This window comes from Bacillus litorisediminis, from assembly GCF_022808645.1.
GTDB classification, from domain to species: Bacteria; Bacillota; Bacilli; order Bacillales; family JC228; genus Bacillus_BF; species Bacillus_BF litorisediminis.
Genome location: NZ_JAKZKT010000016.1, coordinates 22,093 through 46,910, shown reverse-complemented (window position 1 = coordinate 46,910; position 24,818 = coordinate 22,093). Strand labels below are relative to the sequence as shown.

Genomic DNA, 24,818 nt, shown 5'->3' with positions numbered 1-24,818 from the left:
CGAATTTAAAAAAGGCCATAGGCAAGAACACCTTACCCATGGCTTTTAGAGAGATCATTTCTACATCGAATATACATCGTTGTAAACATTTTATTTTTCCCTAAAGTATAAACAAAAAGAGAGCTCAAATAAGCTCTCCTTTTAGTCATATCAATTTTAGATGGATAAAGAGATTCTTATTGTTTTGTTGTTATGCAGTTGCTAAAAATGGGCATACGTATCCCGTTGGCAGCTGCAGCATGCAAAATCGCACAGCAAATACTCAGAAAACTAAGAATTTGTGAGCGTCCAACAACAAAACGATTCATCTCTTCATCCACCTCCTTTACCGAACATAAAATATGCTTTTATTATAAAATTTTCCATTATGAATTACAAGCCTGATTCATCTAGGACCTTAAAATGCTGCCATTCATAAGGGAGTAACCGCTGATACTTATCGGTTAAGAACCGATCTTCGATGAGCACTAATATTCCTTGATCCTCTTCTGTTCGTATCAGCCTTCCTCCAGCCTGCAGAACCTTGTTCATCCCCGGAAACACATAGGCGTAATCATAACCGTTCTTTCCTTTTTGATTGTAATAGTCCTTGATTAAGTCTCGATCCACTCCTATTTGCGGAAGTCCGACTCCCACAACGATAACTCCTGTGAGCCTGTCTCCTTTTAGATCTATGCCCTCGGAAAAAATCCCTCCCAAAACTGCGAACCCAACAAGAGAATCATCTTGACCGGTTTCAAAGGAAGCGAGAAACTCTTCTCGTTCAGTTTCAGACATCGTCTGACTCTGAACGATTGTTCTGACACCTTCCCAATCCTCGAGAATGCATTCCTCATAGACATCGGTCATATATTTATAAGACGGAAAAAAGATGAGATAGTTACCTCTTCGTTTTCGTACAACTTCACGGATCGTTCTGACAATTATCTTTTTTGAGCGCTCCCGATCGTGATAGCGGGTTGAGACAGGCTGAATATACAGTTCTAAATGTTCACGGAGAAAAGGGGAAGGTATCGATAACATATAATCTGCTTTCTCTCCACCGAGCATGTCTTTATAAAAAGAAATCGGCATAAAAGTCGCCGAAAAATAGATTGTCGAACGATAATGTTTGGCAGCTTGTCCCAAGAGATAAGAAGGGTCGAGACAGTATAACTTGACCCGTACTTCACTTTTTTCAATTTCTGCAAATGTTACGTAGCGTTCATCAAAAAGCTTAGCTGTCTTCAGGAATGCTTGTGCCAGAAAATATGTATCTAATAAAAGTGAGGTTGACTCCTCCAGAAGTTCCCTCTCCGCCTCCGCCACAAAAGTATCGAGTAAAATAATTAATTCCTCCTGGAGTACTCGTTCTACTAAATAAGGCTGATTTCCGCATTGTTTCTTTAACTGCAGAAAGTACTCATTAATGGCTTTTGCACTTTCAAAGAGGTACGAATTTTTCCCTTTATAATCTCGTTTTAATTGGAGAAAATCGGATTTTAACAATTGAGCCGAGAACATCTCCCGTGCACGGTCAACCAGATTATGAGCTTCATCAACGAGAACGGCCGATTTTCTTTTTTGTTCATCAAAAAACCGCTTCAAAGAAACTTGAGGGTCATACAAGTAATTGTAGTCGCAAATGATTGCATCGGCGATGTAGGCAAGATCAATCGAAAATTCAAAGGGGCAAACTCGATGCTTCCGTGCATACACGGCCATAACTTCACGATTCATCATTGTTTCATTTGCAAAAATATCTAAAATCGCAACATTAATTCGGTCATAATAGCCGTCTGCAAATTCACAATGGTCTTTTGAACAAATCGTTTCATCCTGAAAACAAACCTTGTCCTTCGCAGTGATTGTCACCGCTTTACATTGAAGCCCTTTTTCTTTCATTAGATACAAGGCATCTTCAGCAGCAGTTCTCGTAATCGTTTTCGCTGTAACATAAAAGAAACGGTCGATTAGTCCTTCCCCTAGAGCTTTAACGGCGGGAAATGTCGTTGAAATTGTCTTTCCCGTACCGGTCGGAGCCATCGCAAATAATTTCTTTTCCGCCAAGATACTTTTATAAACGGCTCCTGCAAAATCCCTTTGACCGCTGCGGTAGGATGGAAAAGGAAAGGCCAGTTTTTTCGCACTTTCCGTTCTTTTTTCTGCATGATCTTTTAACAGAGAGGCAAAAGGCACATATTGCTGGACTGTATCATACACAAATGCCTCTAATTCCTTAAAAGTGCTTTCTGCAACAAATTGTTTTATTTCCTTCGACTCCGTTTGAACATAGGTGAGTCGAATTTTTATCGTTTCCAGGTTCTTTTCCTTGGCTAGAATATAGGCGTAAAATTTCGCTTGGGCCCAATAAACTAAGTACGATTCTTCAGTTATTTCAGCAAGCGGCCTTGAGGTTGACTTAATTTCATCAATCATCAAACCATTCTCTTCGTGAATGACACCATCGCATCTCCCTTCAATTTTGAAAACAAGTCCCTCAAATAAGATCTCACAAGCTAGGGGAACTTCTTTTTCATCCGACTCTTTGTAAGAACTCTGGACCGCCTGATGAATTTTAGTCCCTTCTTGGAGAGGAGTCACGGAACGAAAGCGAGAATCAATACTCCCGCTTCGGTATACATATTCAACTAGCCCTCTAACAGAAATCCGTACTATATTTGTCACGAGATTCACCTAATTCACGTTTAGATACCTCTATCTTACCTGTTTTTGGGCAAAAGAAATACCCCACCCTGCAAAAGTGAGGTCCAACGAATTTACTGCTATTTCTATGAATTTCATCCTTTTATCAACGGATTTTCGCTTCTTTTCAGAGAATCGATGTTTTATCAATGAATTTGGTACCTTTATCAACGACTTCTGGCACTTTATCAACGATTACTTCCTGTTTATCAACGAATTTTCTCTATTATCAACGAATTTTCTCTATTATCAACGAATTTCGGCTCTTTATCAACGAAGCAACCTTTTATCAACGACTTCTGGCTTTTTATCGACGAATCTCTTTTTATCATTTCTATTCTTATTTTATTTTTTCTGCCCAGTCCATGAAGTTCGTCACTACCTGATCCAGAAATTGGACAGTCGGTTCATGAATCAAATTCCCTGACTCGTCTATCTTTTCTTGGACTGTGCCAATCAATACTTCATTGCCTGGAAGGGTTAATGCCGATACTCCAGGAGAGTTTAAAATTTGACGGAGATGCATTTGCGCACGGGCTGTTCCAAGAATGCCTCCAGAAGCCCCAACAATCATGGCCGGTTTTTTCACCATTACTTTTTCCACTCTGGAAAACCAGTCAATTGCATTTTTTAAAAGGGCTGGAACAGAATGGTTATATTCCGGTGTAACAAATAACAGACCATCACTATTTAAAATCTGCTCTCTCAAATCTTTTACAATTGCAGGAGGATCCATTTCATCATCCTGATTGTACATAGGGAGCTGGTCGATTGGAAGAATCTCAATTTCCATTTTATCTGCGTATCGGTTTTGCATGTATCGCGCCAGTCTCTTATTGTAGGATTCCTTTCGGTTACTGCCTACCATTGCTGCAATTTTCATACTGAAAACCTCCTGAAAATTTAAATGCACATTCATTTTTACAAAAAGAGATTCAATTTTTTATTCATTTTGCTCACAATGTCTATAATTGAATCTTTTTTACTAGAACCGATTTTATTATTTTCCTTTCCTGAACCGAGTTAACAACAAATAAGGAGGATGGATAACCACCCTCCTGTTACACTTATTTTTTATTTTTTTGACGTCCGCTTTTCTTTTGGCTTTGATTTTGGCTGTTGCCTACTTGCATATCCGTACCAAATTCTATATCATTTTTACCTTCCTGGCCTTTCAGCTGCTGGCGCTTTTGATCTTTATTTTGCATCCCTTGTTTGGACATCGCAGGTACCTCCATTTATGTAATAGTTCGATTACTACTACCTATTGTCCCAGACAAGAAATGATATTATTCTAATGAAATTCTGGTTTGGGAGGCGGAAATACAAAATAAATATTTATTTTCTTTTGGTTTTACTGAACTTAGTGAGGTTTTACAGAACTCACCTCTGTTTTACAGAACTTAGAACCTATTTAACCGTACTCGGAATTTGGTTAAGCGAACTCACAACGTTTTTACCGAACCCGTCACCGACTAAACCGGATTCAGAATCATTTTACAGAACTTAGCAAAACCTTTACCGAACTTACAATCGTTTTTCCGAACTGAGAACAGACTAATCAGATGATTACTAGATGCGACTAACGTTCAACCCCGAACACAATCCCATTTTGTCTGCGTGCTTCTTCCGTAATTCTCAAGACGGCCTCGCTAATTCTTCCTAGCTCTTCATACCTTTCACGGTCTTGATTCTCGATAATCTCTTTAAAAGCCTCGATCTCATAAACCATATCCAATTCTTTTTGTGGTATTGCCAGCTCTTCTGTCCCCCCGGTTAATCGATCCTTATACTCTATCTTAGTAGGCGGAGCAATATGATTAAAAGCAATGGTTCCTGCCTCGCCGTGGATTTCGCAAGGGAGATCCGCATTCACAATTTTCGAGCAAAGAATCGTGCAGACAAAACCGTCGTATTCCAGTATCAGCGTCCCGCTCCCATCTACACCAGTCGCAATAATCACCGGAAAATATGTCACTTTCTTTGGCACTCCAAATAAAGATACCGCAGCAAAAATCGGATACACACCCAAATCGACCAAAGCTCCCCCCGAAAACTTTAGCGAAAAAATAGTCGGTTCTTCTCCCTTAAGTACCAGATCATATCTTGACGAATATTTCATATATGAAAGCACGGCACTCCGGATTTTCCCGATCCTATGCACATTCTCTTTCAACCGTTTAAAATTAGGAGCGTGAATATTGCGGGCTGCTTCGAATAAAAATACACCGTTTTCATCCGCTAACTGAAAAGCAGCCTGCCATTCATAGAGATTTGAGAAGATGGGTTTCTCGCAAATAACATGCTTTTTATGCCGCAAGAAAAGCTTCACTTGTTCAAAGTGCAAGGAATTAGGGGAAGCAATATATACTATATCAACTTGATCACTGTTGGCCATTTCATTTAAATCCGTATAAACGGCTGGAGCATTAAATCTGTCTGCGAATTGTTTTGCTTTGTCATAGGATCTTGAATAAACACTCGTTAAATTGAAATCCGTTGTCTCCTGAGCCGACTCAATAAAACGGATTGTAATATCACTTGTACCGATCACACCATAGTTCATCTTAGTGCTCCTCTCTGTTTGTTATGATAGGCAGTTTGATTTTAACAGAAAGCTCGTTTCCCATATATTTATATGATAAATCACCATGATACTGTTTAACCAAAGACGCAATAATAAAGGTTCCCAGCCCTTCGTGGTGACCAGTCTTTGTACTGTATTCAAACTCATGAAACAAATGGTCTGACAGCTCGTTTGGCAGCGGCAGAGTGCTGTTTTTTAATTCTAAAATAAAAATACCTCCATATAAGCCTGACCTCATTTCAATCCGTGCGACACCTTTTTGTTTCCTGTATTCATCAGCAGCTTCAAAACTATTCTCAAGGAGATTACTAATCAATTTGCTTTGGTCGGTTTTCTTCATAGGTAAAGAAGATAAAGGTACTTCAAAGTCGCAGGTGAATGGTATCCCGGAATCGTTACACAGCTTTTGATACTGAAATAGAATCGCCGCAATATGGCCATCCTCCCCTTTAATCGAAGCGTTTACCTGTTTATATTCTCCAATTAATTCATTAAAATAGCGGAGGGCATCCTCTACTTTCTGCTCCTCCAATAAATGCTGCGTTACACTGACATGCTTTAAAAAATCATGACGCTGGGCTCGTATTTCCCGAAAAGCATGATTATATTGATCCCGTTCTTTTTCTAACTTTTCAATGGAATCCTCCAAATGAAAAAATCTGCCCCCTATATTACGTCTGATTATTTCTAAAAAAATAATCCGCACCAGCAGAGAACGGAGACCCATGTAGATTCCACATAAAAGACAGTCAGCACAAATATACCTTGTATCAGATAAAACCACTTGGTGAGGTATTGATAGTTAGAAGAAAGGAATCGCACTGGTCTATTTTTAAGAAAAAATAGGAAAAAGCAAACTGTCCCCAAAATCACGATGGCACTATTCAAAAAATCGATATTTTTAACTAAAAAACTAAGAGCTAAGCAAAAGTGAAAAATGATAGGCAAAAGATTTGGTATGCTTAATTGCACAAGCAATCTCCTTTTTAGTCCGGCTATATCAAATGTTCTAATATATTTTTAATACAAACATGTTAAATCTTTTTAAATAACCGCTCTACAGCTGAGTTGACTATTCCGCTTTTTATTTCTTTATAATGGGTGAAATAATATCAATCCGATTCGTCCAAATACCCCCATTATAATTTTTAGGCAGACGATCCAGGTCCTCCTCTCGATCAAACCCTTCTGACCAGTCTCCATCACCAGCAACCAATATAACCCGTGTATGGGCCTCTTCCATTCTCTTTAAAAACTTGTTTGGGAATCCCCATAAATAGGGGGCGTACTTTTCCGGGATATGCAACTGTGTATTTTCACATGCCGATGGTACATACCCTGTCCACCCCACTGCTATGTAGGGAAGCAGGCAGCTTTTCATTGTATCTAACGACATGACTCGAAGTTCAGGCAGCTTTTCTTTTACAATCTGAATGGGCTCATTGTCACCGTAAACAGTAATCAGCTTTAATTGCTCCCGCGGTAATTCTTCCAGAAAGCGAACGAGCAGTTCACCATCTTCATGAGAATTGCTTTTTATATGAATCAGTAACTCATGTTTTGGAAATTGCGATAATACTTCTGTCATAGATGGCATTAAGCCAATTCCTTTTCCACGAAACGGAAAAGTCTTACCGCCGTCTGCCGTATACCCATATCCAATGTCCAATTGTTTTAATTCATCCATTGTATATTCGGATGGTTCCCCTGCTGCATTAGTGCGGCATTCGAGTGTTGCGTCATGAAATACAGCAAATTGATCATCTTTCGTTCTTTTTATATCAAATTCCACTATATCTGCTCCTGCCTCAAAAGCTGCTCGTATAGACGGAATTGTATTTTCAAGATAGGGATGTTCAGGTTCATAAATCCGTTCAGCTGTACATGTATCCCATTCAATTCCTTCCATAGAAAAAGTTTGTGCCATTCCCCGATGGGCCAGCAACAAAGGTTCCCTTCCATGATCCTTAATGAATAATGATGTGTTGTTTAAATAAATAAAAGCTGCTAAAATCATTAAAAACATTAAAAGCCTTTTTATATTTTTCTTTAATCTCGTCATCTTTCCTCCCGATTCACTTCAACAGAGTAAAATTAAAAATACTCTTTTTGGATTCGTTCAAGATTTGCCCTCGTTACCATAGCTGTTCGTTTTGTGTTTTGGAAGCTAACCAAATACGATTTTTTTGTATACAAAGAAAAATTTTTTACAAAGTGAATGTTAATAATAAAGCCTCGGTGCGACCGGACAAAATTCTTTTTTGAAAGCTCCTCCTCCAGCTCAGCTAACGGTGTATAAACGGTATATTCATCGTCAACTGTAACAATGGTTGTGGATCTGCCTGTTCTTTCTATAAAAATAATATCTTTTTTATCAATGAAATGAATATCTGTTTTTGTTTTGATGACAAGCTTCTTCGTATCGCTGGCTAATTTATTTTTTTGAACCCGGCGCCGGATTCCTTTTAGCAGCCTTTCCTTCGAATAAGGTTTCATTATATAGTCCAACACGTTTAACTCAAACGCGTGAACTGCATACCCGCTAAAGCCTGTTACAAAAATCACATCAATATCTAGGGCATAGCTATTTATAAGATCTGCCAGCTCATACCCGGATAGTTTAGGCATCTCAATATCTGTAATAAGTAAATCAATTTGCCCTTTTTTAATATTTTGGTAGGCTTCCTCTGAATCACTCGTAGAAAACACAATGGAAATGTCCTCTTCACTGGATAAGCTTATATTCAATTTTTCCAAATCGTAAATGGAATCATCTACTAATCCTACCTTTACCATTTTCATCCACACTCCATTTTATATATTTTAACATGTTTACAACATAAAAAAGCCATTTTCACGACGACAAAAGGACATTTAACGACATCTTTACAGGCAACAAAGGTAAAAAACAGTACAATACATGTGTAAAAACAAACGAAGGAGCCACAAAATCGATGATTGAAATAAAAGATGTTTCTAGGATTTTTAAGGATAGAAAAAAAACGATTGCTGCTGTTCAGCATGTAACATTTTCTGTGAAAAAAGGCGAAGTCATTGGTTTGCTTGGAGAAAACGGAGCTGGCAAAACCACTTTGCTTCGTATGATTTCAACGATTTTAGAGCCTTCGAGCGGTTCGATTTTAATGGATGGGATAAATATTCATGCGGAACCAATGAAAGTGAAGGCAAGAATCGGTGTTTTATTTGGCAGCGAAACCGGGCTATATGACCGCCTGACGGCTCAGGAAAACCTTATGTATTTTGCTAAGCTCTATAAATTAAGCAATCATGAAGCGAAAAACAGAATAGAAGAGCTGGCGACTCGCTTTGGAATCAAGGAGATCTTAGATCGGAAGGTAGAAGGATTTTCAAAGGGGATGAGACAAAAGGTGATGATTGCCCGGACGTTGCTTCATGATCCCGATATCATTTTATTAGATGAACCGACGACTGGTTTAGATATCACTGCCGCGAACCTTTTTCGCGAAGTTATTCGGCAGCTGAAAAGGGAAGGAAAAACCATTATTTTCTCAAGTCATATCATGGAGGAAGTCACCGCCCTCTGTGAATCGATTGTTATGATTCATAAAGGGGAATTAGTTTTTAACGGTTCCCTTAAACAGCTGTATCAGGAAGAAGAAAGTGAAGACTTAAACTACATCTTTATGTCTCGCTTAGTAAGGGGGACTCGATCATGAGTTGGTATATTTATAAAAAAGAAATGCTGGACGCTTTGCGTGACCGCAAAACGATCCTTTTAACAGTCTTAATTCCAGTCCTATTTAACCTGGCTCTTGTATTGTTTTTCGACCGAGTCTTTTTAGCGGAAAAAGTAGATACTTACGAAGTTGCTGTTCAGGAAAACACAGATCCCCAGCTTATAGATTGGCTTGAGGAGATTGATAACATTGACATTGTGGTAAACGAAGAACCTAATGTCCTGGTCGAGAATGGAGAAGCACAGGTTGCGATTCAAACAGATGTTTCTTTTTCGGATAAGCTAGTCAATCATGAAAATCCCAGCATTACGATGTTCTTTGATCCAGCCAGCCAAAAAGCAAGTACAGCAGCTGATACCATTAACAGTCATTTAGAATCAAAGAAGCAGCAAGTGATTATCGATTCATTGGCAGATCAGGATGTAGACCCAAGCTTGCTTCAGCCTTTTACCATTACTCAAGAAACGACTAGTGGTGAAGACAATGAAATGTCCTTGTACATGATTACCATTTTTGCTCAGCTGATTCTTGTGCTAAGTGTAATAATGGGTGAAATGTCGATCGCCAATGATCTATTTGCAGGAGAAAAAGAAAGAAAAACAATGGAAGCCCTTCTTATGACCCCGGTAAACCGCTTGCATATCATCGTGGGGAAATGGCTTGCCATTTCAAGCTTAGGTGTCATCAGCGGCATATTCTCGCTTCTCACTTTTGTTATAGGTGTCATGTATTTTACGGAAAAATTATATGAAGCAATGAATATCCATGAGAACTTATCCTTCTTTGTAACCAGTTTAGGCGTAGGACTGATCCTGTTTGCTGTATTAGTTGCCAGTCTGCTCATCATTTTCAGTTTAATAGCAAATACGATGAAAGAAGGGCAGAACTACATGGCGCCACTTTCATCATTGGCAATGGTGCCTTACTTTCTCTTAATCAGTCAATCACCAAATGAGTTAACTGATATGCATTTCTTGATTCCATTTATGAACATTTTTGCTCTCATCAAACAACTAATCTATGGAATTTATGATTTCCAAAGTATTCTATACGTCATAGTGAGCTCAGTTTTCTTTATAGCCCTGAGTTTTGGCATCGCCTATACGATGTTCCGGAAAAGCAAATGGGTACTTGGGAAATAAGAAAAGCGCATTGCTCTGCCCCGACAAGCTTAAGACATACCCTGCAGGGCGGGCCTGGGATGGCTAGTAATTCGAGGGGCTAGGCTGCTTGAGCTAAACAGTTAGCTAAGTTCAGAAATTATACTTTCTTATCTTCTTAAGAAAAGTGGAGATTGGATATTCCATCCATATCTCCACTTTTTTATTATTAAATAACTTCCTTCTGCAGCTGACTATAATAGAGGTCATGATAAAAGCCTCTTTGCTTTAGCAGTGATTGATGCGATCCTTTTTCTATTATTTTGCCGTCTTCTAAAACCAGAATCTGATCGGCCTGCTGAACAGTATTGAGCCGGTGAGCAATGACAAAGCTGGTTCGGCCCTTCATTAAACGCTGCAGCGCTTCTTGAATTTTCATTTCCGTAATGGTATCGATACTGCTAGTCGCCTCATCTAAGATTAAAATCTTAGGATTGGCGAGAATCGCTCTTGCAATCGAAAGCAATTGTCTTTGCCCCTGACTGATTCCGCCGCCATCTTGTGTTAGAACCATGTGATATTGCCCTGGCAGCTTCATAATAAAGGAGTGAGCATTAGCAAGTTTTGCAGCCTCTATAACCTCCTCATCAGTCGCATCTAATCTTCCATAGCGGATATTTTCTAGAATGGTTCCTTGGAATAGGAATGAATCCTGGAGGACAAAGCCCATGTTTCGGCGCAGGCTCTCTCTTTTTATATCCCTGATATCATATCCATCGATTAAAATTCGCCCCTGTTCAACCTCATAAAACCGCGATAGAAGATTAATAATCGTTGTTTTTCCAGCTCCGGTAGGGCCAACCAGCGCGACCGTTTGCCCTGGAGAGACATGGAAACAAATATCATTGACGGTCTGACTGTCTTGCTCATAGGCAAACGTAACATGTTCAAAATCTACCTCGCCTTTCACATCTGACAGGCTGATTGCACCCGGCTCATCCTTTACTTCCTCGTCTTCATCTAAAATATCAAATACCCGCTCCGCCCCTGCAATCGCGGATAAAAGTGTATTAAATTGGTTGGCTAAATCGTTGAGCGGTCTTGTAAATTGCCGTGAATATTCGGTAAAAATGACGATAACCCCGATTGAAACGACCCCCTTTAAAGCCAGAATCCCTCCAACCAATGCAATAATCGCAAAGCTCAGATTATTTAACATATTCATAAGCTTTGGGATAAAGCCCGAAAATGTCTGAGCCCAAAACCCGGATCCTTTTAATCGTTCCGCTTTTTCTAAAAACTCAGCTATGACTCGATCTTCCTGGGAAAAACTTTTAATAATGCGCTGACCGGAAATAGTTTCTTCGATAAACCCGTTTAATTCACCTAGATTCCTCTGCTGTTCTTTAAAGAGTTTTCCTGTCCGATTGGTGATCCACCTCATTCCATAAAACATCATCGGAACAATGATTAATGTGACTAACGTAAGAAGCGGGCTAAGCCAAAGCATCACCGTTACCGTCCCGGCAAGAGTCAGTACACTTGAAAAAATTTGAATCACCGATGTGTTTAAAGTCGAGCTAACATTTTCAATATCATTCGTAATCCGGCTCATCAATTCCCCATGCTGTCTTTTATCAAAAAACGGAATCGGCAATTTATGAAAATGTCGAAATAGCTGGTTTCGCATCGTAAACACGGTATTCTGTGCAATCCCGATCATCCAAAAGTTTTGAAACCAAACCGATACTGAATGCAAGATATAAACTGCGAGCAGCCCTCCGAGAAGCTTTACCAAACCGCTTGAGTCTCTTGTGACAATGAATTTATCAACCGCTACCCCGACTAAATACGGTCCTAGCAAGGCTAATCCAGAGCTAATCAGCACCATTAGTAGGACAAGGAAAAGAAGACTCTTACTCTTGGCTAAATAGGTCCAAATTCGTTTTAACGTGCCGAACCAGTTTTTGGCTTTCGGCCGCTGTTTCCCAGGCAGAACATCCAGTTTCTCGAGCGGGATTTTCTTATATTGGAAAGGTTCAATGAATCGCTTGAGCATTTGTTAATGACTCCTCTCCAAATTGAGATTGGTAGATTTTCTGATATAAAGGAGATTGTTTTAATAGAGTTTGATGACTTCCCTCAATCAGCAATTCTCCGTCTTCTAAAAGTAAGATTTTATCAGCTTCCATCGCTGTACTAATCTTTTGGGTAATGATAAAGGTTGTACAGGAATATTGCCGCAGTGCTTCTAACAGCCTTGCTTCCGTTTTTAAATCAAGCGCACTTGTACTGTCGTCAAGCAGTAAAATTTTTGGTTTTCTTACTAAAGCTCTTGCTATTGAAATACGCTGCTTTTGCCCTCCCGACAGATTTACACCCTTTTGACCAATCCTGGTTTCGTACTGCTTTGGCAGCTTTAAGATCGTGTCATGAATCTGGGCATGTTTTGCCGCTTCTATGATTTCATCCATCGTTGCGTCTTCTTTTCCCCATGCAATATTTTCTTTTACCGATCCCGTAAATAATAACGCCTCTTGAGGAACATAGCCGATCTCTTTTCGCAAGAAGTCCAGTTTAATAGATTGGATTTCCTGGTCATCAATCAGAATCCTGCCCTGAGTTACATCATAAAGCCGCGGAATCAGCTGGAACAAGGATGTCTTTCCTGACCCTGTTGCTCCCAGAATCGCTACCGATTCACCCGGATTAACAGTAAAGGAAAAGTTTCGCAGGACTTCCGTTCCAGTACCTGGATATTGAAACGAGACTGCACGAAACTCTACTTTTCCATAGTGAACTTTGTTGGTGACATCCATTTGTTCTGTATCTTCTAAATCGATTTCTGTATCAAAAACTTCTGCAATCCTCAGCGAAGAAGCTTTTGCTCTTGAAAAAGCCATGATGATAAAGGAAAACATGGAGATAGCAGTTGTAATTTTAGTAGCGTAATTGATAATCGCTACGACTTCACCAACCTCAGCCCCCCCTGCAGCAACTTCTACATTACCGAACCATAGGATTCCGAGCACGCCTAAATTCATGATTAATAACAAGATCGGCTGAGTACTCTCAATTAACCTTAACGAGGAAATGGTCTGGTCCATTAGATTTTGATTCGCTTTGGTAAATCGGCTGACCTCATGATTCCAGCGTAAAAAGGCTTTAATTAATCTCATTGCCATTAAATTTTCACGCATCACATTATTGACAGAATCCAGTTTTTCCTGAACGATTCGAAAAAGGATTCCTGCCTTTTTCATGACCCATAATAAAAAGCCAATAATCAGAGGAATGGTGATTAAGAAAATGATTGCCAATTTCAGATTGACCACTAGTGCCATAATAGCACCGCCAATCACTATCAAGGGTGCACGCAGCATAATCCGCAAACTCATAAATACGGTATTTTGAATTTGTGTTACGTCATTCGTCATCCTCGTGATTAAGGAGGATGTCGGGAAGCGGTTAAAGTTCGAAAACGAGAAGGACTGAACTTTTTCGTATAATTTTTTCCGCACATCATAACCAAAACTTTGCCCGACATGGGCTGCAAAAAAGGAATTGATGATTCCGGAAAGAAATGCAATGAGTGCCATCCCAACCATGATGCCTCCCCAAATTAAGACAACGGAGAGATCCCCCTGTAAAATCCCCTCATCAATAATTTTGGCCATCAGTAAGGGGGCAATCAGCTCTACAGCGAGCTCGGTCAGCATAAAAAACCAGGCGATTCCCATTGGGATTCGGTAACCTTTAAGAAGCGATAATACTTTAAGCATATGAATCCTCCAAACTATCACCTTATGAATAAGCCAGGTTGAAAAACCGCTTTAAAAAGCACATGTAAAAAAATACTTCGGACATCTAAATATTTTTATATACTCCATCATACCGCTTTCCGGTCAAAATTTTAACTATTTTTGAAATTTAGCTGTTATTTTCAGTTGCCCATTTTATTAGGATCAGATACTTAAATGAAAATGGAAAATGCAGGAAGTATGTATCTCCTGCATTTTTTCCTCATTCCGAATAATTTGCTATGCTCTTTAATATTGTCAATCTATCTCCTTTCAAGGGGAGGTGGGATACCCTTTCCTACGCAGAAGTTTATAAAAGATTCTAGTACGTTGAAGGAAATCCAATCGCCCCTCCTGTTTGTCTTTATCTTCAATAATCGACCATACAAATCAAAAAAAGTTACATTTATTTAAAGTTTGGCATCCTCCATATGACCTATCAACGTCATCTCTTATTAGTCTATCGATTCATTTTTCCTAATAAACACAACTATAATTAGAAAATTAAAATATTTCAATTTATAATAGCTTTATTATTCAAAATATAGGAGGATGCAGTATGAATAAAAAGATTGTTGCGCTATCGCTTTCTGCGGTCCTGGCAAGCTCCGGCTTTGCTCTGTCCCCAGCATTGGCGGTCGGGGAAGGACCTGATGTCAATGGTAAGGAAACTGTACAGACCGCTATGTTGACAACATATGACCAGATGGCAGATTTTCTAAAGAAAGAAGATGAAAAACAAAATCATATGGAATTGGAAGTCATTGGGCAGACCGTGAAAGGAAGAGATCTCTTTCTAGTCAAATACATAACGAATCCGGAAAACCCTACTATTCTGTTTTTAACCCAGCAGCATGGGAATGAAGCCCTGACGACTGAAGGAGCACTCGATTATATCCAGTACTTGGGTTCCGACAGCAAACCAATCAAAGACATGCTAAAGAACGTGAATATCCTTATTGTACCTATGCTGAATGCGGATGGAGCGATGGGAGATGTCAACTTCTCGCTAGATAATTATATGGGGAGCGGCCGCCATCTTACCCGCTATAACGCGGACAGAATCGATTTGAACCGCGACCATGTAAACAAAGCAGCCCCTGAGACTCAAGCGTTGCATGATAACGTGCTGCAAAAATATAAAATTGATTACATGATTGATATGCATCATCAAGGAACACAGGAGGACTATTTTGGAAAACTGACGTCAGCTTCCGTTCTCGCTCCTTACCACCCTAATGTTGACCCTGAAGTTCTAGAAAAGTCCAAACAACTTGCCTCTGTCGTTGTTGAAAGCGTGAATTCGAAGGGATGGGCTTTCGTTCTCAAGTATGACGCACCAACCACCAATACTGCCGTTGCATCAAACGCAATAGCGCTTCAGTACAATATTCCAGTGATTCTGTTTGAAATGCGGGGAATGGCTGACCATTCTTATGAGCCTTATGTTTTAGGCCAAAAATCAAATGGTTACCTTATCAAACAGGCGGTCATTGCAATGGATTCAACTGCAAAGGCAATCACAGATGGCTCTATCTTGACCGCAGACCCAACCTTCTATGATAATCTGCCTGAACAGCATTACAGCTATTAAAATTAAGTAGTTTGAAAAGCAGGATTAAGCTTTCGTTGAAAGTATTGACTCTGGGGAACCAGAGTCTATTTTTTTGCTTTTTTCTTTGGACCATTTTATCCAAACCCCGCAAAAATCATTTTGTTATAATTATCCCTTCTTATCTTTTAAAAAGGCTATGTTAAATTCTAATGTTGATTTTTAACGATAAGAAAACCGCCTAGATAAAAAGGCGGTTTATTGAGCTTTCGTTTCCCGTTAGCTTAACAAACTGATGTAGGGTTGTCCGTTTCCTTCGCTCATCGTATTGACCTCCTGCTCCACCTCAGGCAGTTTGTCATAACAGGCGGTTCAGCGGAGGAAAGATCTGTCTCTCGCGACATTAACTATATCTTACCCTACCAGGTTGGGAACAGAGATGCTCCTCGTGATATAAACGAAGCAGCCGACAAATGTTTGCCGGCTTCATCTTGTGCTCGTACATATTCGTCTGGCAGTGCCAAGCTACAGTGATCAGCCAAGCAGTCAACGAACGGGCGTATATCGGAGCAGCACGACGCCGGAGCCGAAGGATTTGGTCCCGCTCAGCTTCAGATTCAGTCGATCACGAACTCCCCCCAATAATTGGGGGCCACGTCCGGCAACGATTGGCTGTACCAGGAAGTGATACTCATCCACCAAGCCTAGTTGTGCCAGGGTGGAACCGAGGCCGGGACCGCCGTTAACGACTAGGTTCTTCCCTTCTGCCATAAGTTGTGGCACCTCCTCGGAAACAGGCCCCTTCAACAAGAAAGAATTCTGCCACGACACGTGATCCAGCTTCCGCGAGAAGACGTACTTGGGTTTCCGATCGAGCTTGTGTGCGAAGTCGACCATGAATTGAGGTCCATCGCCGCTGCTGGCAATGGCTGGCCAGGCACTTTCCATCAGCTGGTAGATTTTACGTCCAAAAAGAAGACCATCGGACTGGTCCATCAGGTCCACCGTATACTGGTGGAGCTCCTCATCCGCAATCACCTGCGTGTGGTCACAGCAACCGTCCAGTGTCACATTCATCTGCAGGATTAAACGTCCCATATTCACCCCCCTTTCTGTGTATATTTTATCAATGAACACTAGGCCCGGTTTCTTATAGATTGCTAAGGTGCAAGGTCCAAGCCCTACCGAATACAACTTTAGTTAAACGGAGGATGGTGATTAAACAATTCTTCCCGTTAGCTTAACAAGAATAAGCAGAAAGCCGAAGTTTGATGTTCGTGTCAGTCACAGTAAACAGGCACGATTTAACCAACATATTCTTCTTATTCGCCGTTGTATTCTCATATTCCTTGCTATCTATGTAACGGAACCAAGCCAAATAATGTTGCAAATATTTGGTCGCAACACCATTAAAGCGGTCCATCCATTTTTCAAACGGCTTTTTAAACTAGTCAGTCTACTATATTTAATAGAATTTTATTACTTGGCTTGTCCGCTGATCGTACCTTTACAGCTTAGAATAAGAAAAAACCGCCAAACCGGCGATTCAGAGCTTATCTTAATTTCGTTAAAATGTTGGAAGGACCCCTAATCGGAGGCTTGCATTATTTCATTTATAATCGGACTGTTGCTCCAGCAGTATAGGTTACTTCATACCTATATAAAGGGTCCCAGCTTTTCTTGATGTAAAAGATGATTCTAGATGGTACCTGCTAGTACAACTATCGTCCGTTTGAGATGGCATAACTAGGTTGCTTTTAGACTATCCCCGCTAGGGTAGTTCTAGCTGTACAGCTTGGAAACAATTACCTCTTTCGAAGAGCATTCCCGATTTTAATCTGAATGGCCATTGGTGTGTTTTGCCCCCATATACTTATCCAGAAAATCAGCTACAGCCGTATAGGCGGTGATGTTATTTTTCAATTTCACAAAGAAATGACCTTCATCTTCAAAGCGGATATATTCTACAGGGTGACTTCTTTGCTTTAGTTTTTCAACAATTTGTTCAGCCTCTTCGATTGGCACACGCGGATCATTGGCACCATGAAGAACGAGCAGGGGACATTGAATCGCATCAATTCGATGAAGCGGGTCAATTTCATCAAAAAAGTCGCCGTCTTTCTCGATGCTCCCATATTCAGCTTCTCTTAACTTGCGTCGCCATGGACTTGTATTTTGCAGAAAGGTCCGGAAACTTGAAATTCCAACAATGTCAATCGCTGCAGACCAAAATCTCGGAAAATGAGTAATGGCTGCAAGCACCATAAAGCCGCCATAACTGCGCCCCATAATCGCAATCTGTTCGGGATCGGCATTGCCTTCCTCCTTTAACCATTCAACAAGATAGGCCAAATCTTTAACCGAATCCATCCGTTTTCGAACATCATCTAAATGACTATAGGTCTTTCCATAACCGGTACTTCCCCGGACATTCGGTGTACAGACCGCATAACCGCGACTCAGAAAATATTGCAGAAACGGATTATAGACAGGACGGATTTGACTCTCTGGCCCGCCATGAACAAATACAACCACCGGAATCTTACAGCTTCCTCCATTATTTTTCGGAAGATAATAAAAGGCAGGAACTTCTAGGTCATCAAAGGATGAATAATGAATCAGCTCTGGTTCAATCAAACGGTCGCTGACCACTGCTGAATGCGAGACAAATGTAACTCTTTCTGCCCGCATCGTTTGTAAGTCAAGCTCCCATATATCGGAAGGATATTTAGCGCCATTTAATACGTAAGCTAATTTAGAATGATCTGGGGAAAAAGCCAGATCAGAGATCATTCCCATTGGGGTATCCCACGTAGAATAAGTGTAGTGCTCCAGATCGAGGATTATTCCTTTAGAAATGCCGCCTTCATTTACGGTGTAAGCCAGCATCATTTTATCCTTGCTCATCACTAATCCTTCGATGTCCCAGTTCCGCTGATCGACCCAGGAAAAATCTTTCGAAATTAAATCTATCACGCCAAGACCAGTAAATTCCCGTCCCCGATTCGACAAAACATAAAGCTTTTTACCATCCGCACTAAAATGAGGAGACGAAAAATGGGCCTCATCCTGATGAGGAGTAATCCAAGTCACTGAACCAGTTTGAATATCGAGCAGACCCAGGTCATTATCCAAATTGGAATTGGTTTTTTGAATTAATAAAGTTACTCCGTTCGGATGCCATTTTAGTGCAGAGTATGTACCATTTTCTGTGAAAATTTGTCTCGTTTCATAGGTCTCAATATTTTGGATGTAGATATCAAAATAAGATGGATTTCGGCGGTTACTGGACCAGGCAATCCATTCTCCATTAGGCGAGCTTCCACCATAATGGTGAATATGATCAGGTGAATCCGTTAAAGGCTTTAATTCCCCATCATTTAATAGAAGATATAGCTGCTGTCGCTCATTTACACCTTGATCCATTCCGATAATTCGTTGCGAAGTATTCGCTATATAATCAACAAACATGATTCTATCATCAGTAAAGGATACCTGAGATGGCCATGAATCACCTCTCTTTATATCCCATACTTGGGGCAGGCCCGTATAATCGGTTAAAAAACTGATTACTTCCCCATCGGGACTATAGACAGGATTCCTAGCTGTACGTACATGTAAAAATGGTTTAATGCCAATTGACTTCATGTCTTTACCCCTTCCCCCAAAATAATATTTCTAAAATTTCTGTATTAATAGTCTACAATAAATAATTCGAGAATTGGAGGAATTATTTCATCTTTGTTAAATAAGGGAAAAAGGTACTATTTTATATATTTAATCGACTAGTTTTACTTTAATTCTTTGTCCATTATTTCCTTTTTTGGGACTTCTTCTGACTTACATAGTAAAATGAAATTTGTGTGATACAGATTAAATATTATCGAAAGAGAGGAATCCTCATGAATCTATCATTTCGTGACAAGGTTGCCTTAGTTACAGGGGGAAGTACAGGGATTGGAGCAGCCATAGCAAAAGGTTTTGGTGCAGCGGGGGCAAGCGTAGTCGTTCATTATTTGACGAATGAAGAAAAAGCAAACCAGGTGGTTTCGGATATACAAGAGATGGGCGGAGATGCCATTTCTGTCAAAGCTGATGTTACGTCTGCTTCTGATGTAAAAAAATTATATGCTAAGGTCTTAGAGGTGTATGGACGCGTCGATATATTAATTAATAACGCCGGTTCAATGGTAGAACGATGCCCATTTGAAGAACTGAGTGAAGAAGTATGGGACCATGTATATAATGTAAATGTAAAATCCATCTTCTTATCTACTCAAGAGGTTGTTCCGATTATGAAAAATCAAGGCGGAGGCGTTATTATTAATACAGCGTCTGTTGCTGCCCGTAATGGAGGCGGTCCTGGAGCCATCCATTACGCCTCTGCTAAAGGAGCTGTCATGACTTTAACAAAAGGCTTAGCCAAAGAATTGCTTCCTTATCATATCCGCGTAAATGGAATAAATCCTGGTGTAATAAGTACGCCATTCCATGATAAATTCTCGCCAGATAAAGTAAGGGATCAGTTTGTAAAAGGGATTCCAATTGGCAGGGAAGGGACACCAGAAGAAATTGCAGGAGCAGTCCTTTTCCTGGCATCAGACTATGCAAGCTATATATGTGGTGAACATATCGAAATTAACGGAGGACAACTAATGGATTAAAAAAAGCGGGATATCCCGCTTTTTTATTTAGCCAATGGAACGTTCTTCTTCCATTTGGTTTTATTTTTCATTTCTTCTAAAGCACCTGAGCCCATAATGACCCCTGTGATAATAAATACTAATCCAATTAAATGCGAGCTAGTAATCTTTTCATGTAAAAATAATGAAGTACCTAGCAGTGCAAAAAATGTGTTCAGATTAATAAAGATGGCTGCTTCTGCCGGTCCAGTTTGTCCGATTGCATAATTATAGAGCATATGGCCAACTGCAGTACCAAAGATGGCTGAGATAAAAAATAAAAACCAGAGCTCCCATGGCATATTGAAGAATTCACTTAAACCGCTAGGCTCGCTCCATATGCCGATGATAAATAATAGAATTGATCCAAAAAGGAGCATATAGCCGGTTAATAACCGAGGGTCAATTGATTTCGCTGCTTTACTAATCATAATAAAGCTCCCGGCCTGCACGAAAATAGATAAAAATACATGAATATCCCCAATCGATAAGCCAGCTAAGCCTTCACTTCCTGACAAAACCGTTATCGAAACACCTATACTTCCTAAAATAAAGCCTGATAATCTGATAAAAGAGGGTTTTTGACGTAAAAAAATAAGCGTCATAATTGCCGTTAAAAGAGGACCCATTCCTAAAACCAATGCTCCATTGGTCGCGGATGTTTCAGTTAGCCCGATCGATAAAAAATAATGATGGCCGACAACATTTAACAAGCTCCCCCCAATGATATACTTCCACTCTTTCTTTGTGGGCTTTCTGAAAATATGTAAAAAATACATAATCAAAAGCACACAGATACTGGCACTAAAAATCCGTAATGATGTCATTGTAACAGGACTTACATTTTCAACCAATGTTTTCAGAATCGAAACATTGAATCCCCAGAGCATCATAACACCAGTCAGCATCAAATAGATATGAGGTTTTTTCACTCTGCTCCCTCTTTCCCGAAAGTATCTCTTAAGCTGTGACTCTCCTATTATACAGCAGAATCGCTAATTTAAAAGCAGAAAGAAGAAACCTAAAAAAGGTTTCTTCTTCGTTGAAGAAAAGTTCATTTGTTGTTTCTAGCTGCTTTCACTTTTTCAACATATTGCTTTGCAAGAACGGCAAGCTGCGGCCAATCTTCATTTTGAATCCATTCTTTATTTAATAAAGAACCGCCGACTCCGACAGCAACTGCACCCGCCTTGATATACTCCTCAACATTTCCAAGATGGATACCGCCCGTTGGCATCATGGGAATGTGTCCAAGCGGTCCCCGTACATCTTTTATAAATTGACTCCCGAGAACACTCGCTGGAAAGACCTTAACTAGATCTGCCCCCCATTCATGGGCTTGAAGAATTTCAGTGGGCGTAAAAACTCCGGGAATTGCAATCTTCCCATATCGATTCGAAACAGCAATGGTTTGCTGATTTAAGGTTGGCGCAAATATAAATTCTGCTCCTGCCTGAATTGCAAGTTTAGCAGATTCACCATCTAAAACTGTACCTGCCCCAATAACGGCCCGATCTGCAAATTCTTGCTTTGCCTTTGTAATTGTATTTAGCACGTCATCGGAATCCATCGTCATTTCAATCCCCGTAATGCCGCCTTCGACAAGAGCTGCAATTACATTCATGACTTTATCTTTGTCGATCCGACGGACAACAGCAACTACACCTGAATCTAAGATTTTAGTCAACAACTCATGTTTCATGTTCATCGTCTCCTTTACCTTAAGACATCCGTCACTTTGTCTGTAAATTGTTCTAATGTCCGTCTCTCTGGCAGCCCTTCAATGTCCCCTTTAACCTGGACGACCATTGCTCCAATTTTTGCTCCCATCGTTACGGATTCTTCCAACGATTTTCCCTCTAATATTCCAGATATGACCCCTGCTGCAAATCCGTCTCCTGCACCAACCGGATCGATTACTCTATCCACCTTAAAACTTGGCAAAAATCCTTTTTCTCCATCTATGGATTGGAAGAACGTCCCTTTATCGCCGTTTTTAATACAGATTTTCTTTACACCCGCTTGCAGAAAATAATCAGCAATTTCTTCATAGTCACTAGTCCCAATCAGATATTCAGCTTCATCTATACCAGGCATAAACAGATCGGCTTGTTTGGCTAACTCAATGACAATTTCTTTCGGATTCGGGAAATCGGCCATTAATTTATATCTTAGGTTTGGATCGAAGGAAAGCAAAATATGATTCTCTTTGACAAACTCAACAACCCGGTTAACCACTTCTAGACAGTTTTGACTTAAAAATGGTGTAATTCCTGTTAAATGAACGATTTTTGCTTGTTTAATATAGTCCCAATCGATTGTATTTACATCCAATTGACTGGCTGCTGACCCTTTACGATAGTAATATACCTGAGTGCTGCCTTCCCGATTTCTTTCTTTAATATAAAGTCCTGTCGGATAATGGCTGTTATACGTAACTCTTGAGGTATCAACTCCTTCTCCCCGAATCGCAGATACCAAAAATTTACCCAACTCATCATCTCCTACCTGACTGATCCAGCCAGCTGAGTGACCTAATCGGGTAACACCGATCGCTACGTTTGACTCTGCACCGCCATGGCGCTTATTGAACTGGTGGACATATCGCAGGGGTCCATCACTTCCAGCCTCAAACATGACCATTGTTTCTCCTAAAGTAATAAGTTCTGGAAACATTTCATTTCCCCCCTGATGCATCTCTTATTTAGCAATAGCTTTTTTCTTTTTCCAAAATTCTAAGATGATTGGCAATACAAGTGACAGAATGGCTAGAATAATGAACAGCAAGGAAATCGGACTGTTAAAGAATATACCGTAGCTGCCCTCTGACATAACTAGGGCACGTCTAAGCTCACTTTCTGCCATTGGTCCCAAAATGAGGGCAAGGACAATTGGTGAAGCCGGAAAGCCAAACTTTTTCATAAAGTAACCAATAATACCTGCACCTAACATGGTATAAACATCAAAAAAGTTGTTGCTGATCGCATAAGAACCAACTACTGATAGAACAACGATGACAGCTGCAAGAATATTTTTTGGCACCTTTAATATTTTTGTAAATAAGCGAATTCCACTAATACCAAAAATTAGCATTAATATATTTGCAACAAGCATTCCAGCAAATAATGTATAAACTAAATCTGCACTTGTAGTAAATAGCTGCGGCCCCGGCTGAATACCTTGGACAACTAATGCGCCGAGTAAAACCGCCGCTACTGCGTCACCAGGAATTCCTAGCGTTAATAATGGAACCATCGCTCCGCCTGTAACCCCGTTATTGGCAGCTTCGGCAGCAGCAACACCTTTTGGATTTCCCTTGCCAAAAGAGTCTTTTTCTTCTTTTTTCGCAAAACGCTTGGCCTCATTGTACGAAACAAAGGCAGCTATATCAGCTCCCGCACCTGGGATAATCCCAATAAAAGAACCTATAAACCCTGAGCGGATCATTGTAACCCATAAATGTTTTAGCTCGTGCCATTTAGGCAAAATATAGCTGGCTACTATTTTTTTGAGGGTACCTTTTCCGTGCAATTCTTCTTCCATTGTTACAAGTGCTTCAGAAACAGCAAACAAACCGATCATAACCGGGATAAAGTTTAAACCATTTAATAATGAAAGCTGATCAAACGTAAAACGGGGGTAGCTTGTCATTGGGTCCATTCCAATTGTTGAGATGACAAGACCCACCATTCCGGCAATTAACCCTTTTAGTATGGATCCACCTGAAATACTAGAAATAATACTTAATCCAAATAAAGCTAGTCCGAACATCTCTGGAGCGCTAAAGTTCAGGGCGATTTCCGCAAGCTGCGGTGAAATAAAGATCAGTAATATAGCACTTAACAGACCGCCAACTGCAGAAGCAATCGCTGCAATCCCTAACGCCTTTCCAGCTTTCCCCTGCTTTGTTAATACATGTCCGTCTAATGCCGTTGCAGCGGATGCCGGGGTCCCTGGAGTATTTAATAGAATCGCTGAAATTGATCCTCCATATATCGAACCAAAGTAAACACCTATTAATAGGAGGATCCCGGCTACAGCATCCATTCCAAATGTAACCGGAAGAAACAGTGCTACTCCCATGGTTGCTGTTAAACCAGGCAGGGCTCCAATTATAATACCTACAATTACACCCGCAATCACTAACAGGATTACTTCTGGAGCAAATACATTAACAAATCCCTGAAGAAGGTATTCCATATTTTTCACCCACCTTAATATAAGATTCCATGCGGTATGGGAACATTAAGTAATTGTTCAAATACTAAGGTAATCAATAGACCGATAAAGACAGATACTATAGTTAGCTTAACAATTTTTCGGATACCCATTAGCCACATCCATCCAGCGGTAAATAAAACCGCTGTAATCGTAAAACCGATCCCTTCAATCAAAAAAACAAATACAATCATAGCAAGGAATCCTAAAACGAATTTCAATGCCTGGTTTCCTGCAACCAGGAAAATAGGATCCTCTGTATTTTCTTTTTTAAGCACTAGCAAGATTGATAAGACACCAAGTACGGCTGCTGTTAATTTCGGGAAAAAATCTGCGCCAGGACCTACCCCGGTTGCCTCTGGAAATGCATTAGCCGTTACCCACACATAAACCGAAAGCAGCAATAAAATGGTACCGATCACTCGGTTGGCTAAAGTCATGATGACACCTCCAATTTTAATAAGCATAAGAAAAT

At 40.2% G+C, this 24,818-nt stretch carries 21 protein-coding genes and 1 pseudogene; 4 read left to right on the top strand and 18 right to left on the bottom strand.

The genetic code is table 11. The features are described from left to right. Positions 1–176: 176 nt before the first annotated feature. The 8 genes from MLE14_RS22455 to MLE14_RS10180 all read right to left on the bottom strand — a co-directional run bounded on the left by MLE14_RS22455 (position 177) and on the right by MLE14_RS10180 (position 8,068). Positions 177–308: an RAxF-45 family protein gene (locus MLE14_RS22455; RefSeq protein ID WP_279326263.1), complete on the bottom strand. Its 132-nt coding sequence runs from the start codon at positions 306–308 to the stop codon at positions 177–179. Positions 309–372: 64 nt separating this feature from the next. Continuing rightward, positions 373–2,667 (bottom strand): helicase C-terminal domain-containing protein, encoded by a 2,295-nt coding sequence (locus tag MLE14_RS10210; RefSeq protein ID WP_243298266.1) that lies wholly within the window; start codon positions 2,665–2,667, stop codon positions 373–375. A 358-nt stretch (positions 2,668–3,025) separates the two neighbouring features. Beyond that, positions 3,026–3,568 carry an NADPH-dependent FMN reductase gene (locus MLE14_RS10205; protein ID WP_243298265.1) on the bottom strand — a complete coding sequence of 181 codons (543 nt, stop codon included), beginning with the start codon at positions 3,566–3,568 and terminating at the stop codon, positions 3,026–3,028. A gap of 184 nt (positions 3,569–3,752) precedes the next feature. Further along, the gene (locus MLE14_RS10200; RefSeq protein WP_243298264.1) at positions 3,753–3,908 is read right to left on the bottom strand and encodes a hypothetical protein; all 156 of its coding nucleotides are present in this window, start codon (positions 3,906–3,908) and stop codon (positions 3,753–3,755) included. A gap of 359 nt (positions 3,909–4,267) precedes the next feature. Continuing rightward, complete coding sequence (locus tag MLE14_RS10195) at positions 4,268–5,251, bottom strand: Gfo/Idh/MocA family protein (RefSeq protein ID WP_243298263.1); 984 nt, start codon at positions 5,249–5,251, stop codon at positions 4,268–4,270. A gap of 1 nt (position 5,252) precedes the next feature. Next, on the bottom strand, positions 5,253–5,921 hold the full coding sequence (locus tag MLE14_RS10190; RefSeq protein WP_243298262.1) for a sensor histidine kinase: 669 nt from the start codon (positions 5,919–5,921) through the stop codon (positions 5,253–5,255). Positions 5,922–6,356: 435 nt separating this feature from the next. Further along, positions 6,357–7,334, bottom strand: a complete 978-nt coding sequence (locus MLE14_RS10185) for a glycerophosphodiester phosphodiesterase family protein (RefSeq protein ID WP_243298261.1) — start codon at positions 7,332–7,334, stop codon at positions 6,357–6,359. A gap of 32 nt (positions 7,335–7,366) precedes the next feature. Further along, positions 7,367–8,068, bottom strand: coding sequence for a LytR/AlgR family response regulator transcription factor (locus tag MLE14_RS10180; protein WP_243298260.1), 702 nt, complete (start codon positions 8,066–8,068; stop codon positions 7,367–7,369). A 158-nt stretch (positions 8,069–8,226) separates the two neighbouring features. Here MLE14_RS10180 and MLE14_RS10175 point away from each other — a divergent pair, with 158 nt between their 5' ends. Both MLE14_RS10175 and MLE14_RS10170 read left to right on the top strand, forming a co-directional pair. Next, positions 8,227–8,970, top strand: a complete 744-nt coding sequence (locus MLE14_RS10175; protein ID WP_243298259.1) for an ATP-binding cassette domain-containing protein — start codon at positions 8,227–8,229, stop codon at positions 8,968–8,970. Then, a complete protein-coding gene (locus MLE14_RS10170) occupies positions 8,967–10,133 on the top strand; it encodes an ABC transporter permease (RefSeq protein WP_243298258.1) in 1,167 nt (388 codons plus the stop codon). The genes MLE14_RS10175 and MLE14_RS10170 overlap by 4 nt, the downstream gene beginning before the upstream one ends. Before the next feature lie 187 nt (positions 10,134–10,320). On the opposite strand, the gene MLE14_RS10165 is transcribed toward MLE14_RS10170, so the two are convergent. After that, positions 10,321–12,150, bottom strand: coding sequence for an ABC transporter ATP-binding protein (locus MLE14_RS10165; protein WP_243298257.1), 1,830 nt, complete (start codon positions 12,148–12,150; stop codon positions 10,321–10,323). Next, complete coding sequence (locus tag MLE14_RS10160; RefSeq protein WP_243298256.1) at positions 12,131–13,873, bottom strand: ABC transporter ATP-binding protein; 1,743 nt, start codon at positions 13,871–13,873, stop codon at positions 12,131–12,133. The genes MLE14_RS10165 and MLE14_RS10160 overlap by 20 nt, the downstream gene beginning before the upstream one ends. Positions 13,874–14,450: 577 nt before the next feature. On the opposite strand from MLE14_RS10160, the gene MLE14_RS10155 reads away from it, so the two are divergent. After that, complete coding sequence (locus MLE14_RS10155) at positions 14,451–15,485, top strand: M14 family zinc carboxypeptidase (RefSeq protein ID WP_243298255.1); 1,035 nt, start codon at positions 14,451–14,453, stop codon at positions 15,483–15,485. A 504-nt stretch (positions 15,486–15,989) separates the two neighbouring features. On the opposite strand, the gene MLE14_RS10150 is transcribed toward MLE14_RS10155, so the two are convergent. The 3 genes and pseudogenes from MLE14_RS10150 to MLE14_RS10140 form a co-directional block, all read right to left on the bottom strand. After that, positions 15,990–16,541 (bottom strand): dihydrofolate reductase family protein, encoded by a 552-nt coding sequence (locus MLE14_RS10150; protein ID WP_243298254.1) that lies wholly within the window; start codon positions 16,539–16,541, stop codon positions 15,990–15,992. Positions 16,542–16,727: 186 nt separating this feature from the next. Then, positions 16,728–16,875 (bottom strand): annotated as a pseudogene (locus tag MLE14_RS10145) (IS1595 family transposase); the annotation flags it as partial. Positions 16,876–17,276: 401 nt separating this feature from the next. Beyond that, the gene (locus MLE14_RS10140; RefSeq protein WP_243298253.1) at positions 17,277–19,091 is read right to left on the bottom strand and encodes an alpha/beta hydrolase family protein; all 1,815 of its coding nucleotides are present in this window, start codon (positions 19,089–19,091) and stop codon (positions 17,277–17,279) included. Positions 19,092–19,345: 254 nt separating this feature from the next. On the opposite strand from MLE14_RS10140, the gene MLE14_RS10135 reads away from it, so the two are divergent. Next, entirely contained in the window at positions 19,346–20,107 is a 762-nt protein-coding gene (locus MLE14_RS10135) for an SDR family NAD(P)-dependent oxidoreductase (protein WP_243298252.1), read from the top strand. Between the two features lie 23 nt (positions 20,108–20,130). On the opposite strand, the gene MLE14_RS10130 is transcribed toward MLE14_RS10135, so the two are convergent. From MLE14_RS10130 to MLE14_RS10110, 5 genes are all read right to left on the bottom strand, one after another. Then, positions 20,131–21,057 (bottom strand): DMT family transporter, encoded by a 927-nt coding sequence (locus tag MLE14_RS10130; RefSeq protein ID WP_243298251.1) that lies wholly within the window; start codon positions 21,055–21,057, stop codon positions 20,131–20,133. Positions 21,058–21,179: 122 nt separating this feature from the next. Next, entirely contained in the window at positions 21,180–21,827 is a 648-nt protein-coding gene (locus MLE14_RS10125) for a bifunctional 4-hydroxy-2-oxoglutarate aldolase/2-dehydro-3-deoxy-phosphogluconate aldolase (protein ID WP_243298250.1), read from the bottom strand. Between the two features lie 14 nt (positions 21,828–21,841). After that, positions 21,842–22,801, bottom strand: a complete 960-nt coding sequence (locus tag MLE14_RS10120; protein ID WP_243298249.1) for a sugar kinase — start codon at positions 22,799–22,801, stop codon at positions 21,842–21,844. A 24-nt stretch (positions 22,802–22,825) separates the two neighbouring features. Next, a complete protein-coding gene (locus MLE14_RS10115) occupies positions 22,826–24,325 on the bottom strand; it encodes a tripartite tricarboxylate transporter permease (RefSeq protein ID WP_243298248.1) in 1,500 nt (499 codons plus the stop codon). A gap of 14 nt (positions 24,326–24,339) precedes the next feature. Beyond that, entirely contained in the window at positions 24,340–24,783 is a 444-nt protein-coding gene (locus MLE14_RS10110) for a tripartite tricarboxylate transporter TctB family protein (RefSeq protein WP_243298247.1), read from the bottom strand. Between the last annotated feature and the right edge of the window lie 35 nt (positions 24,784–24,818).

Coding starts and splice junctions, on each gene's coding strand:
- MLE14_RS22455 (WP_279326263.1), bottom strand. CDS start 308: ATGAATCGTTTTGTTGTTGGACGCTCACAAATTCTTAGTTTTCTGAGT.
- MLE14_RS10205 (WP_243298265.1), bottom strand. CDS start 3,568: ATGAAAATTGCAGCAATGGTAGGCAGTAACCGAAAGGAATCCTACAAT.
- MLE14_RS10200 (WP_243298264.1), bottom strand. CDS start 3,908: ATGTCCAAACAAGGGATGCAAAATAAAGATCAAAAGCGCCAGCAGCTG.
- MLE14_RS10195 (WP_243298263.1), bottom strand. CDS start 5,251: ATGAACTATGGTGTGATCGGTACAAGTGATATTACAATCCGTTTTATT.
- MLE14_RS10185 (WP_243298261.1), bottom strand. CDS start 7,334: ATGACGAGATTAAAGAAAAATATAAAAAGGCTTTTAATGTTTTTAATG.
- MLE14_RS10180 (WP_243298260.1), bottom strand. CDS start 8,068: ATGGTAAAGGTAGGATTAGTAGATGATTCCATTTACGATTTGGAAAAA.
- MLE14_RS10175 (WP_243298259.1), top strand. CDS start 8,227: ATGATTGAAATAAAAGATGTTTCTAGGATTTTTAAGGATAGAAAAAAA.
- MLE14_RS10170 (WP_243298258.1), top strand. CDS start 8,967: ATGAGTTGGTATATTTATAAAAAAGAAATGCTGGACGCTTTGCGTGAC.
- MLE14_RS10165 (WP_243298257.1), bottom strand. CDS start 12,150: ATGCTCAAGCGATTCATTGAACCTTTCCAATATAAGAAAATCCCGCTC.
- MLE14_RS10160 (WP_243298256.1), bottom strand. CDS start 13,873: ATGCTTAAAGTATTATCGCTTCTTAAAGGTTACCGAATCCCAATGGGA.
- MLE14_RS10155 (WP_243298255.1), top strand. CDS start 14,451: ATGAATAAAAAGATTGTTGCGCTATCGCTTTCTGCGGTCCTGGCAAGC.
- MLE14_RS10150 (WP_243298254.1), bottom strand. CDS start 16,541: ATGGGACGTTTAATCCTGCAGATGAATGTGACACTGGACGGTTGCTGT.
- MLE14_RS10140 (WP_243298253.1), bottom strand. CDS start 19,091: ATGAAGTCAATTGGCATTAAACCATTTTTACATGTACGTACAGCTAGG.
- MLE14_RS10135 (WP_243298252.1), top strand. CDS start 19,346: ATGAATCTATCATTTCGTGACAAGGTTGCCTTAGTTACAGGGGGAAGT.
- MLE14_RS10125 (WP_243298250.1), bottom strand. CDS start 21,827: ATGAAACATGAGTTGTTGACTAAAATCTTAGATTCAGGTGTAGTTGCT.
- MLE14_RS10120 (WP_243298249.1), bottom strand. CDS start 22,801: ATGTTTCCAGAACTTATTACTTTAGGAGAAACAATGGTCATGTTTGAG.
- MLE14_RS10115 (WP_243298248.1), bottom strand. CDS start 24,325: ATGGAATACCTTCTTCAGGGATTTGTTAATGTATTTGCTCCAGAAGTA.
- MLE14_RS10110 (WP_243298247.1), bottom strand. CDS start 24,783: ATGACTTTAGCCAACCGAGTGATCGGTACCATTTTATTGCTGCTTTCG.